Consider the following 12,270-nt stretch of genomic DNA (forward strand, 5'->3'; position numbering starts at 1 on the left):
TACCGCCCGGTTAAGCCTTGTGCGGCGGACGGGTCATTGACATGACGTCCAGAGCGGTGTCGAGCTGGACCTCCGTGAGCTCGCCGCGTTCCAGAAATCCCATGGCAACGACTGTCTCGCGAATGGTGAGCCCCTCTGCTACGGCCTTCTTGGCGATCTTGGCAGCGTTTTCGTACCCGATGTACTTGTTCAATGGCGTCACGATTGACGGTGAGGCCTCGGCCAGGAAACGGGCACGCTCCACGTTGGCCGTGATGCCATCGATCATCTTGTCAGCCATGACCCGGCTGGTGTTGGAGAGCAGCCGGATGGACTCAAGCAGGTTGGCAGCCATGACGGGGATGCCTACGTTCAGCTCAAAGGCGCCGTTGGTCCCTGACCAGGCGATAGCCGTGTCATTGCCAATCACCTGGGCGGCAACCATGATGGATGCCTCGCAGATTACGGGATTTACCTTGCCGGGCATGATCGACGATCCAGGCTGAAGATCTGGGAGTGCAATTTCGCCGAGGCCCGTGTTGGGGCCCGAACCCATCCACCGAAGATCATTGTTGATCTTCATGAAGGAGATGGCGATGTTGCGCAGCTGGCTGGACGCTTCGATCAAACCGTCACGGTTTGCCTGGGCCTCAAAGTGGTTCCGAGCCTCCGTCAGGGGCAGGCCGGTGTCTTTTGCAAGCAGTTCGATGACACGCTCCGGGAACCCGGCCGGGGTATTGATGCCAGTGCCCACAGCCGTCCCGCCCAGGGGGACCTCAGCTACACGGGGGAGTGCGGCATTGATCCGCTCAATGCCGTAACGCACCTGCGCTGCGTATCCGCCGAATTCCTGGCCCAATGTCACGGGGGTGGCGTCCATCAGGTGGGTGCGGCCGGACTTGACGACGTCCTTGAACTCGGCTTCCTTGCGCTCCAGCGACTCTGCGAGGTAGCCGAGCGCCGGGATGAGGTCATTGATCAGGGCTGACGTCGCAGCAACGTGGACAGAGGTAGGGAAGACGTCATTGGAGGACTGGGAGGCATTCACGTGATCGTTGGGGTGGACAACTTTGTCGCTTCCAGCAGACTTCAACGCACGGGAAGCCAGTTCGGCAAGTACCTCGTTGACGTTCATGTTTGAGGACGTACCGGAGCCAGTCTGGAAAACATCGATGGGGAAGTCGCCGTCGTAGGTACCTGCGGCTACCTGGTCGGCGGCATCTGCAATGGCCATGGCCAGCTCACCATCGAGCACACCCAGCTCTGCGTTAGCCTGCGCGGCAGCCTTCTTGACCCGCGCCAGGGCTTCGATGTGGGTCCGTTCCAGAGTTTTTCCAGAAATGGGGAAGTTCTCAACGGCTCGCTGCGTCTGCGCACGGTAGAGGGCATTCACCGGTACCCGGACTTCGCCCATCGTGTCGTGTTCAATGCGGAATTCTTCAGTGGAAGTCATGGGACCAGCTTATGGTCACTGGTGCCAGCACCGAAAACCAAAGCACCACGCAGTGACTGCCCACTGGAAAGTAATGCTAGATGTTGCCAAGCTCCGAGACCACTACTGCGCGTCCCTCCAGGAGGCTGTAGGAAAGGCCCATCACTGCCGTCTGTCCGCTGTCAATGGCTGACGAAATGATCCGTGAGCTGTCCACCAGGCGCTGCGAGGTCTGCTTCACGTGTTCCACGACCATGTCATTGACGTCGTCGTGGCCGTTGCGTTTTGACGTCAGCACCGAGGGGGTGATGCGCTCAACCAGGTCCCGGATGAAGCCCGGGGGCATGGTCCCTGTCTCGACAGCGGCTTTCGTGGCTGTTACTGCGCCGCAGCTGTCGTGCCCAAGAATCACGATGAGCGGCACGCGTAGCTCACTCACGCTGTATTCGAGGGAGCCCAGGACGGCGTCGTCGATCACCTGGCCTGCCGTCCGGACCACAAACGCATCGCCCAGTCCCAGATCGAAGATGATCTCCGCCGCCAGGCGGGAGTCGGAGCACCCGAAGATGACGGCAAACGGATGCTGGTTTTCCACCAACGCCGATCGACGGGAGGAATCCTGGTTGGGGTGCGAGGATGTTCCGGCAACAAAGCGTTCGTTGCCTTCGCGCATGCGCCGCCAGGCAAGGGCTGGGGTGAGGTAAGTGGTCACGGCTTCATTTTACGGCGCCGGAGCGGCCGTTGGGGAAACTGTGACGGCAGGTGCGGCATCAAGGGACCGTACGACGGCGGCTGCGAGGATAGTGAATTCGTCCAGTGCTGCCGGTCCGGTCAGAACGACTGTGGTTCCGCGGTAGTTGAGGATCATGGATTTGTCCCCCTTGCCCCTGTCCCGCAGCTCCCACTCTTGGCCACCGGCTTCACGGGTCCCTGTCACCGGGGCGTTCTGCGTGACCTGGGCGAGCCAGGTGGGATTCGAATTCTTCGTCTGTACAAGCCCAATAAAGGATTCCGCGGGGGTGATGAAGCCGACCTCCCACGTCGGCACACCATCGGAGGTGCCGCTCTCCCAACGGGCGTAGTTGTTGCGGAAACTTCTGTCCACCACCGGTGTCACAGGTGTGAATCCCGCCACATCTGCTGCGTTGGATGCCACCTCGGTCACGTTGATATTGGGTTGGAACCCATCGGTGCTGGGCGCCGGGTTCATCAGGACAACCGGGAGGAATGCGGCAATGGAAATACCCAGGGCAATGAGCATTCCTATGACGGAGGCGTTTGCACGTTTCGCGGCGCCAGCCGCCAGAACAGGCCTGACAGGTCCTCCCACGGCACCGGACGTCGCATTTCCGGGTGAAGGGGTATCGCTGCTGGGTCCAGGGTTGTCCTGCGTCTCGCTCACTCCTCTATAGTCGCTCATTCGCCCTGGCAAATCACATTCGTCGAACACGGCGGGATGTTCCCGCGACGAGAGTTGGGACCGTCATCCAATGCGGGCTACGGGCGGCCACGGCTATGATCGGGGCAGAGGAATCACCGCAGCCGCCTAAACCCGGCGGCGCGGGTTCAATGATCGCCACTCAAAGAAGAGGTTCACGTGTCCCCTGCGCCCATGACCCAGCAGTACTCCACCCTTTCGTCCTCCCTCTCAGTCGGGATCGACGAACCAGACCGCAACCTTGCCCTGGAACTTGTCCGCGTCACCGAAGCTGCTGCCATTGCCGGCGGCCACTGGGTTGGCTTCGGTGACAAGAACACCGCCGATGGCGCCGCCGTGGACGCCATGCGTTCGTTCCTCCAGACTGTCCACTTCAACGGCGTTGTGGTCATTGGTGAAGGCGAAAAAGACGAAGCACCCATGTTGTTCAATGGTGAACATGTCGGTGATGGGACAGGGCCGGAGTGTGATGTTGCTGTCGATCCCATTGACGGAACGCGCCTGACGGCACTTGGCATCAATAACGCCCTTGCGGTCCTGGCAGTTGCCGAACGCGGCTCCATGTTCGATCCCTCGGCCGTGTTCTACATGGAGAAGCTGGTGACGGGGCCTGAGGCTGCCGACATGGTGGATCTTCGCCTGCCGGTCAAGCAGAACCTCCACCTGATCGCCAAGGCGAAAGGCGTCAAGGTGAACGCACTGAACGTCATGATCCTGGACCGTGACAGGCACCGTGGGCTCGTGGAGGAGATCCGCGAAGCAGGTGCCCGCACCAAGTTCATCATGGATGGTGACGTGGCCGGCGCTATCGCTGCTGCGCGGACAGGCACTGGGGTTGACGCGCTGATGGGAATTGGCGGGACCCCAGAGGGAATTGTCACTGCCTGCGCCATCAAGTCCCTGGGCGGCGTCATCCAGGGCCGCCTGTGGCCTACCAGTGATGAAGAGAAGCAAAAGGCTATCGACGCAGGCCACGACCTTGACCGGGTGCTCTCCACCAACGATCTGGTCACCAGCGACAACTGCTACTTCGCTGCCACGGGCATCACCGATGGCGACCTGCTCCGCGGTGTGCGCTACTCCAAGGACAAAGTGCTGACGCAGTCGATTGTCATGCGGTCCAAGTCCGGCACTATCAGGTTTGTCGACGGCGAACACCAGGCCAGCAAGTGGGAAAACTACGCGCGTAAGCCCTGATCCGGGCAGTGCAGGATATGTAAGTCCTGCCACCCTTCGAAAAAGGTGGAGCACCAGAAATGCTGGTGCTCCACCTTTTTTGTTGTCCTGAAAGCCTCTTTCGGGGTGGGTGCGGCCCTTACTTCGCGAGGGAGCGAAGTTTTTCCCTGGCTTTGCGGGCAACCTGGTAGGTGTTGTAGCGGAGCTTGTTGATCGGCAGGTCCCACGTTCCGGGATAGGCAACCTCGCGACCGCCAAAAGACTTCTTGAAGGCCGTGAACCCCGCCCACTTATGGTCGGGAGCATCTGCTGGGGCCACACCCCACAGATCGACGTGCTTCAGCCCCCGGGCATGGGCATCTTCGATGAGCGTGACCAGCAGTGGTACTCCGGCACCGAGCTTGCGATGTGAATCGTCGAGGGCGGCGTGGGCGTAGGTGCGGGTATCGGCGGAGTCATAAGCCAGGGCGGCAGCGATCGGTGTACCGGCCAGGTCGGCAACGAAGAGAGTGGCGGCCCCGGCCGGCATCATGGTGCGGGCCACGGTCATGAGGTACTCATCGCTCTGCGGTGTGAAGCCGTTCCGCAGGGCAGTGGACCTCAGGAAACCCAGCAGGATGTCCATATCTGACGGGTCCTGGCTCTTGCGGAACGTAACGCCCTTTTTGTGGATATTGCGAAAGAGATTCCGGTTGGCTGGCTTCATTCCGGCGAGGACATCCTGGAAGCTGCCAGCGAGGTCAACAATCCAGCTCAGTTCCGGTTGCTGGTTCGCTGGTGCGTGGACAAGCCCGCGTGCACGCAGTTCACCAGAAGCGGGCAAGGTCAGTCCTGCGTCCACGGGCTCTATACGGACAAAAGCAGCGCCTCGGTTCTTGGCCGTTGCCCGGAGGTCGGCCAGTGCGGCATCAAAACCGTCGAGGTTCTCTGCCAAGGGTCCGTAAGGAACATACAGGACCTTGCCGGCTGGATTATGCTCCTCGACAGCCAGGTAGCTGAACCCGGCTCCGGATCGGCGATGGACAGTCCGGCCCAGTGCAGCCTGGACATCTGCCCATGAATCATCCTGGAGGAAAAATTCCACCGCGTCAGCCCTGGAGGCCCGTGGTGACAACAAAAACCACAGCGGTTTCTGTTGCCCCACTCACTGGATGGACGTTGACCGGAGCCTCGGCAGCCGGCAGGAACGCACTCGCGCCGTGGTGCAGGTGCAGGCCACCGCGTGGCGAGTCAAGATTGACTTCGCCGGTCACCACGATCAGGATCGCTGCACCTGACTGGGCGGCAGGAACGGGCTGGCTTCCCGCCGAAACCTCAATGCGTTGCAGGCAGAACTCCTGGAACGGGGGCCTGTACACCTCCTGATCAAGCACTGTTCGTTGAGGGGTGAGCCGCGGGACCCCGACTGATTCAAAGCTGATGGTTTTAAGGAGTTCCGGAATATCAATATGTTTCGGAGTGAGGCCCCCTCGAAGCACGTTGTCCGAGGTGGCCATGACCTCAACACCGAGTCCAGAGAGATATGCATGGACGTTGCCGGCCGGGAGGTAGACAGCTTCTCCAGGGGCGAGCACTATCCTGTTCAGGAGCAGCGAGATCAGGACTCCTGGGTCACCGGGGTAGTCTTTGTTCAGATCCCGAAGGGTGGCCAGTTCCCCGGCGAAACGGACTGTCGGTGCCACGGCGCTGCTGAGGGCAACAATGCCCGGAATTGCTTGTGATACTTCTGCGCCGCCATTGATGAGTCGCTCGAAGGCGGACCGCAGTGCGCTGGATTCCTCGGGTGCGCCAAGGTCATCGAGGACTGCCCGCACCAGTGTTCTGGCCTCTGCTGCATCCTCCGGGAGAATGTCCAGGACGTAACCGAAAATTGCCCGGCAGTCCTCTACTGTGCGAAATCCGCAGAGTGCGTGGAAGTCTGAGAGCGCGAAAATCATCTCCGGTTTGTGGTTGTCGTCGCGATAGTTCCGCTGCGCCGAATCGAGTGCCACGCCACCGGCATTCTCACGTGCAAAGCCGGCCCGAGCCTGTTCGAGCGTGGGATGGACCTGCAGGGACAACGGTTGGCCCGCGGCAAGGATCTTCGTCAAAAACGGCAATCTGGGTCCGAAGGCAGCCAGCGATTCTGTTCCCAGGAAGCGTTCTGGATCGGTCGCGATGAGCTCCTGCAGAGGCACCGCATGGGAGTTGCCAGCCGCAGAAGCTACGGATGGGGAGTCCGGGTGCGCGCCAATCCACAGTTCAGCCTCGGGACTGCCCGAAGGTTCACGGCCAAGGAGATCGGCAATCGCTGTGGCAGAACCCCAGGCATAATTCCTGAGGACGTTGTCCAGGTAGTACACCGCAGTGTCCTTCTCTCTACTGTCTGGGAATGTCTTGATATGGATGGCACCGGGACGCGTCCGGCCTGGGCCCCTACAACGGAGCGCACTGCCCATTGGTGGCTACCAGATTGCGGATGCCCTGTTCGTCGCCCTGGCTTTTGAGGCCGTTGAGCAGTTCCTCGGTAATAGGTTCACCGGACGGGGTGGTTGTGACTGGAGTGAAATCGGCTGGCGATTCCGCTGCGATCCGGCTGGAGACCTCGGTGCCGAGAACCGTTGTGAGAGGTGGGCCCCCCGCCGAAAGGTGTCCCGGCGCGCTGGAATCCTGCTGGAGGGCATCCTCCGATGCCGAGGGCTGGGAGGACGTGTCGAGGAGTTGGCGCACCCGATCATGGATGATGCCAAAATCCGGAGTGGTGGAAAAAGCGGCATCGAAGTCTGGCGGGCCAATGGTGAGCCTGGTGACCTGCTGGCCCTTGGCTTTCATGGCCAGGTCGACAAAGCTGCCCAGCTGGCCTGCCGAAATGTTCGAATCGACAACCTTTGTCCCGGCACTGGCAATATCTTGGAACTTCGCCAGGAGCGTGGCCGGGTCAAGCTGGGCAAGCATGGCCTGCTGAACGCACTGCTGGCGTTGAATCCGGGCATAGTCGTCAACAAACTCGCGGGAGCGGCCGTACCACAGCGCATGAAAACCGTCGAGCGTCTGTTCGCCAGCCGGAATCCATCCGTCGGGCATGCCGTGGATGCCGTTTGCCTCATCGGTGACGGGGCCACTGATGGGCACCCAGCCACCAGCCTTGATGCGGATACCGCCCATTGCATCAATGAGTTGCGAAAAACCCTCCATGTCCACCAGGACGTATGCCTGTACCGTGATGCCCAGCGAGCCGGAGACTGCTTCGAGAGTTGCCTGTGCACCTGGATCCTCTACACCTGGGTATAGGTCTGCATAGTTGTTGGTGACCTCGGTATTGATGGCGTTGACCAGGCACTCGTCACCGCAGTTGTAGCCATCCGGGTAGATGTTCCGCATGGGAGATTCCTCGCTGAACTGGGCATTCTGCAGGTTCCGCGGTACCGAGATAATGGACGTAGCCCCTGAGGCAGCATCAATGCTGAGGACCGAGAGACTGTCTGGGCGTCGGCCAGTCCTGTCATCACCAGCATCACCGCCCATCATGAGGAAGTTATAGCGGCCGTCTACAGGCTTGATTGCCGGACCACTGGCGCTAAAGATACTCCCGATTGCGTTCCTGCCAACGTTCAGCAGATAGGCCGCGTAGCCAAGTGTCCCGCTGCTCAGCACAAGAGCGGCGACCAGGCTGAACCCCACAATCGGCCGCATTCCCGGCGCAAGAAGCGCGGGACGGATAATGCGGAATGTATTCAGGAAGATCAGTGCCCATCCAATGGCAAGCAGGACCATCGCCAGGATGATCAGCAGTGATGCGAAGCTGTTGGTAATGAGTGAAATAACCGTGCTTCGGCTGAAAAGGAACACGAGGACAAGAAGCAGCAGGACAAACCAGACGCTGAGGGTGACCCGAAGCGCCCGTCGGCCAAGGACCCTGTCACCTGCAACAATCTGGGCGCTGCCGGGAATGAAGAGGGTGAGGAGCAGCAGGACAAAAGCTCTTTTGGTCCTGACCGTTGCCGGTGCACTGGCCGGGAAGCGAACTGGATTGGTCAGGTAAACGTCTTCGGCGCTGGTTGTCCTGGTGCTCATGGTCCTCAGTTTCCTGCGGTTCGGCTGACCGAACGGCCCTGCGGAAACGCTGAATCGACCTTTGCGCGCAACGAGGCACCCTTCTGGGTCGCCGCCGTATTGAGTTGCTCTGCAAAAGCCAGGAGTTCCGCCCGTAATGCCGTGGCGAGATCATCAGTTCCCGATGCCAGCATTCGCACGGCCAGGAGCCCGGCGTTGCGTGCTCCTGCGATTGACACTGTGGCGACTGGAACACCGGCAGGCATCTGCACGATTGACAGCAGGGAGTCCAACCCGTCGAGGGTCTTGAGGGGCACAGGCACGCCAATCACGGGCAGCGGGGTTACCGATGCGAGCATGCCGGGCAGATGTGCGGCGCCGCCTGCTCCAGCGATGATGACCCGCAGGCCACGGCTATGGGCACCCTTCCCGTAGCTGATCATTTCCAGCGGCATCCGATGGGCGGAGACGACGTCAACCTCGAATGGAATGCCAAATTCGGACAGTGCCTCGGCAGCTGCTTCCATCACTGGCCAATCGGAATCGGAACCCATGACGAGACCCACAATGGGTGCCTCGCCACCTTTGGTTCGTGACTGCTCTGAAGCGCTGCTCATGGGTTCTCCTCTGGATCTTTGGCGCTAGCTGCGGCCACACCATCCCTGATGATGGCTGCAACGGTGCTTGCACGTCGACGAACATCAGCAACGTCGCTGACGGCGGCACCCACCACATTGACATGGCCGATTTTCCTGCCGGGTCGGACGGACTTTCCATAGCTGTGAATCTTCGCGGTAGGTTCTGCCGCCATGGCGGCAGGAAAACTCGAGAAAAGATCCTGGTTGTCCCCGCCAAGATAGTTTTTCATGACGACAACCGGTCCCAGTGCGTCGGTGGCGCCAAGGGGGAGGTCCAGCACAGCCCGGAGATGCTGTTCGAACTGACTGGTCACGGCGCCGTCCTGTGTCCAGTGACCAGTATTGTGCGGCCGCATGGCAAGTTCGTTGATGAGGAAACCAACGCCCACCCCGGGTGTTTCGAACAACTCGACGGCAAGGACTCCAGTGACTCCCAGCTCGTGGGCAATCCGGAGAGCCGCGTCTTCCGCTGTTGCCGCCACGTCCAGCGAAATGTCCTGCGCCGGGGCGATCACCTCATCGCAGACTCCGTCTACCTGAATGGTGTGCACCACGGGCCAGGCTCGGGCTTCACCACTGGGGGAGCGCGCCACCAGTGCTGAAAGCTCGCGGCTGAACTCGACCTTTGCTTCCGCTAGCAAGGGGCTCATCAGCTCAAACCAGTCGGCTGTGTCTTCGGCCTCCACGGCCGAATCGAGAATCCGGACGCCTTTCCCGTCGTAGCCGCCACGCGGAGTCTTGAGCACCACCGGCCAGCCGGTGTGATCACCGAAAGCAACCAGCTCGGCAACATTGCCTACGGCAGCCCACTGCGGGTTTGGCAGCTCCAAGGCATCGATTGCGGCCCGCATCACAAGCTTGTCCTGTGCGTGAACCAGCGCATCTGGACCAGGCTGGACATTAACGCCAGCCTCCACGAGAGCTCTGAGGTGCTCTGTCGGAACGTGCTCGTGATCGAACGTGAGGACGTCAACCCCGGCGGAAAACGCCAGAAGTGTGGCGAGGTCGGTGTAATCACCAACAGGGGCGTCGGGCACAGCGGAAACCGCTGATACATCCGGCGCTTCTGCGAGGATTCGAAGGTTAAAACCAAGGGCTGTGGCTGCTGGGGCCATCATGCGGGCGAGCTGGCCGCCGCCGACGACGCCGATCACTGGAAAAGTCACAAGGGTCAGCCTACCGAAGGCTCAGGGATAAACAGTGGTCCCGATCGCAAATGCACCGTCAGGTCCTGTTGTCGACGAGCACGCGGGCCACGAATGCACGCCGTGACGCTGGGTCGGGGCTAAAATTGGAACGTTGGCCCAATGGCCCATAACCCAGCAGGCCATTGGAGGGTCACGATGAATGCACTCATGGATCGAATAAGAGGGCTCGCGTCAATGTTTTGGCGTGAAGTAGCAAAATTCGGCGCAGTTGGCGGTGTTGCGTTCGTCATAGACAACGGCATCACGTTTTACCTGATGCACGGTCCAATGTCGGACAGTGAGGCGAAGGCACGATTTGTAGGCGCCTCCATTGCGACTGTCTTTTCCTGGATAGCGAATAGATTCTGGACCTTCCGGCACCGGCGCCAGGCGAATGTGGCCCGCGAATTCGCAATGTTTGTCCTGATCAACGGCATCGGCATTGGAATCTCCACAGGATTCACTGCCTTGGCTAAGTACGGTTTCGGCGTCCAGGACAAGAACATGCTTTTCCTGGCCGGCGTTGTGGGCATCCTCGTGGCAACAGTGGTCCGCTTCTACGCCTATAGATTCTTTGTCTTCAACAACGAACTGGACCAGGAACCAGGGTTTTCCCACGACCACGAGCTGATCGAAGCTCACCCCACGGGCTCAACTCCCCGAGTGGTTCCAGAGCAGAAAACGCCTGAAAGTCCGGGGCGGTAGTTGCATTCGGCAGCCCGGCAGCGGCAGCTTACTCCGTAGCTTCAGCGCTGACGTGTTCCATGGCCATCAGGTGGCTGCTGATCTCGACTGCTGAATGAACCAGGACCACTGAGCCGTCGGCCGACCACGCGCCGAGAGCCCGCCGGAGGCTCTTCTCCAGTCCGGCGTGTGCGCTCACAAGGATACGAGAACCCGTCTCGATGTCTACCGGAAACTCTGTGAGTAGACCTGTGTGGCTAACTGATGCGCCATCACCGCCGTACAGTGCCGCGCTTGCCGGATCCGCACTGTTCCAAGGCTCGAAAACGTCCCCGTGGGACCTTACCTCGGCGCTGTAGTCCACTACTCCATCGGCAAGGGCCCCCGGCCATCGCATGGCAAGGGCCCCCAGCGCCACAGCGACAACGACTGAGCCGGCAGGTGATTCCTCGGGGCTGTCAGTAACGTAGATGCCGCCCGCGGATGAGCGGTGGCCACCAAAATCAACCGTCATGCCCACTTGCCACGCTGCCAGCACCCATACGATCGATTTCCAGTGGGCTGGCATGTTGATGGTCAGGACCATGCCTGGCTCGGCGTCAAGTTCGTCCTGGAGTAGGTTGGCTGTTTTGGCCACCCAGTTATCCAGAACACGGCCCGAGAGTTCGATGCGTTCCGATTCGGGGCCGTACCAGGTAAGGCGTGGCGCTGTAGCGTTGCCGGAACGGAGGGCTGACATCAGTGCCAATGCTGGAATGGTCATGGCTCAATCGTGCCACGAGATGTAGGCGCTCCCGCTAGGACGTGGGGTAGGCCAGCACTGGGTTCACACACAATGAGCCTGGGTGTGATGTTAGCCACATGCAAAGATCGCCACAGAGCTACTCTTTTGGAAAAAACACGGTTATTGCCGGATTCTCAGTGTTTTCACAGGTAGGGCAAGTGTCGGCGGATCTTTCGCTGCCAACACGCCCGCCTGGGCCGCAACATCTGGCGGCGTGGCGCAACGCAAAAACTGACGTTGGGTGATTATTATTCCCCCGCAGCTTGACTCGCGTGGAGTTACACCAGTGTAATTAGTAAGCCAAGACCCCCGCGTAAGTTCCGGCACACAACCGAGTGTCCATGCATCCCGGCGGGGGTTGCTACATCAGGAGGGGCGCCGTGGGGCAAGTAGAGCGTATCCATGAAGATGCCATCGTCGCCGGTCAGGCGACAACCAAGTACCAGACGCGGGGAGTCCCGGATGACTGGTATGTCGATCCCGCGGACCCGAATGCTGCTGAGCGCTACAGCTCGGGGCGAGGGCCGCTGCACGATCCGGCAACAGCATTCCTTGCGGCCCATGAAGCTTTGGCTGGTGGAGCGGGTGAGAACGAGGATGATCTCCTCGATCCACCCATGGAACTTCGTACGCTCCCGGAGGTGTCGACGCAGCCCGTCTGGATTGGGCTCCCGGGTCGGCAGGACTTTGACGACGAGGGCGAACTGGGATGGCAGACAGACGCACTGTGCGCCCAAACGGATCCTGAAGCGTTTTTCCCCGAGAAGGGCGGCTCCACCCGCGACGCGAAAAAAGTCTGTGGAGCCTGCAATGTCCGCTCAAAGTGCCTCGAATACGCTCTCGCCAACGATGAACGCTTTGGCATCTGGGGCGGCCTGTCGGAGCGCGAGCGACGTCGGCTGAGAAAGCGAGCGGTCTGA

General features: G+C 60.5%; 12 protein-coding genes. 3 read left to right on the top strand and 9 right to left on the bottom strand.

Annotated features, from left to right (window positions below; genetic code table 11):
• Nucleotides 1-10: 10 nt before the first annotated feature.
• The 3 genes from QMG79_RS03590 to QMG79_RS03600 form a co-directional block, all read right to left on the bottom strand.
• The gene (locus tag QMG79_RS03590) at nucleotides 11-1,432 is read right to left on the bottom strand and encodes a class II fumarate hydratase (RefSeq protein ID WP_283537181.1); all 1,422 of its coding nucleotides are present in this window, start codon (nucleotides 1,430-1,432) and stop codon (nucleotides 11-13) included.
• Nucleotides 1,433-1,508: 76 nt separating this feature from the next.
• On the bottom strand, nucleotides 1,509-2,123 hold the full coding sequence (locus QMG79_RS03595; protein ID WP_283537182.1) for a carbonic anhydrase: 615 nt from the start codon (nucleotides 2,121-2,123) through the stop codon (nucleotides 1,509-1,511).
• Nucleotides 2,124-2,132: 9 nt separating this feature from the next.
• Complete coding sequence (locus QMG79_RS03600; RefSeq protein WP_349357244.1) at nucleotides 2,133-2,813, bottom strand: DUF4245 domain-containing protein; 681 nt, start codon at nucleotides 2,811-2,813, stop codon at nucleotides 2,133-2,135.
• A gap of 210 nt (nucleotides 2,814-3,023) precedes the next feature.
• On the opposite strand from QMG79_RS03600, the gene glpX reads away from it, so the two are divergent.
• Complete coding sequence (gene glpX, locus QMG79_RS03605; RefSeq protein WP_283537184.1) at nucleotides 3,024-4,046, top strand: class II fructose-bisphosphatase; 1,023 nt, start codon at nucleotides 3,024-3,026, stop codon at nucleotides 4,044-4,046.
• A 118-nt stretch (nucleotides 4,047-4,164) separates the two neighbouring features.
• Here glpX and QMG79_RS03610 read toward each other — a convergent pair whose 3' ends face one another.
• From QMG79_RS03610 to QMG79_RS03630, 5 genes are all read right to left on the bottom strand, one after another.
• The gene (locus tag QMG79_RS03610) at nucleotides 4,165-5,109 is read right to left on the bottom strand and encodes a lipid II:glycine glycyltransferase FemX (protein WP_283537185.1); all 945 of its coding nucleotides are present in this window, start codon (nucleotides 5,107-5,109) and stop codon (nucleotides 4,165-4,167) included.
• A 4-nt stretch (nucleotides 5,110-5,113) separates the two neighbouring features.
• A complete protein-coding gene (manA, locus tag QMG79_RS03615) occupies nucleotides 5,114-6,367 on the bottom strand; it encodes a mannose-6-phosphate isomerase, class I (RefSeq protein ID WP_283537186.1) in 1,254 nt (417 codons plus the stop codon).
• A 73-nt stretch (nucleotides 6,368-6,440) separates the two neighbouring features.
• The gene (locus QMG79_RS03620) at nucleotides 6,441-8,078 is read right to left on the bottom strand and encodes an LCP family protein (RefSeq protein WP_283537187.1); all 1,638 of its coding nucleotides are present in this window, start codon (nucleotides 8,076-8,078) and stop codon (nucleotides 6,441-6,443) included.
• Nucleotides 8,079-8,083: 5 nt separating this feature from the next.
• On the bottom strand, nucleotides 8,084-8,674 hold the full coding sequence (purE, locus tag QMG79_RS03625; protein ID WP_283537188.1) for a 5-(carboxyamino)imidazole ribonucleotide mutase: 591 nt from the start codon (nucleotides 8,672-8,674) through the stop codon (nucleotides 8,084-8,086).
• Nucleotides 8,671-9,861 carry a 5-(carboxyamino)imidazole ribonucleotide synthase gene (locus QMG79_RS03630; protein ID WP_283537189.1) on the bottom strand — a complete coding sequence of 397 codons (1,191 nt, stop codon included), beginning with the start codon at nucleotides 9,859-9,861 and terminating at the stop codon, nucleotides 8,671-8,673. Before QMG79_RS03630 ends, purE begins: the two co-directional genes overlap by 4 nt.
• Nucleotides 9,862-10,050: 189 nt before the next feature.
• Here QMG79_RS03630 and QMG79_RS03635 point away from each other — a divergent pair, with 189 nt between their 5' ends.
• Nucleotides 10,051-10,587 carry a GtrA family protein gene (locus QMG79_RS03635; protein ID WP_283537190.1) on the top strand — a complete coding sequence of 179 codons (537 nt, stop codon included), beginning with the start codon at nucleotides 10,051-10,053 and terminating at the stop codon, nucleotides 10,585-10,587.
• Between the two features lie 28 nt (nucleotides 10,588-10,615).
• Here QMG79_RS03635 and QMG79_RS03640 read toward each other — a convergent pair whose 3' ends face one another.
• Nucleotides 10,616-11,329, bottom strand: coding sequence for a TIGR03089 family protein (locus QMG79_RS03640; RefSeq protein ID WP_283537191.1), 714 nt, complete (start codon nucleotides 11,327-11,329; stop codon nucleotides 10,616-10,618).
• A 401-nt stretch (nucleotides 11,330-11,730) separates the two neighbouring features.
• Between QMG79_RS03640 and QMG79_RS03645 the strand changes: the two genes are divergently transcribed.
• Nucleotides 11,731-12,270, top strand: a complete 540-nt coding sequence (locus tag QMG79_RS03645) for a WhiB family transcriptional regulator (RefSeq protein ID WP_283537192.1) — start codon at nucleotides 11,731-11,733, stop codon at nucleotides 12,268-12,270.

Origin of the sequence: Pseudarthrobacter sp. PS3-L1 (genome assembly GCF_030063285.1) — a bacterium.
Classification (GTDB): Bacteria; Actinomycetota; Actinomycetes; order Actinomycetales; family Micrococcaceae; genus Arthrobacter.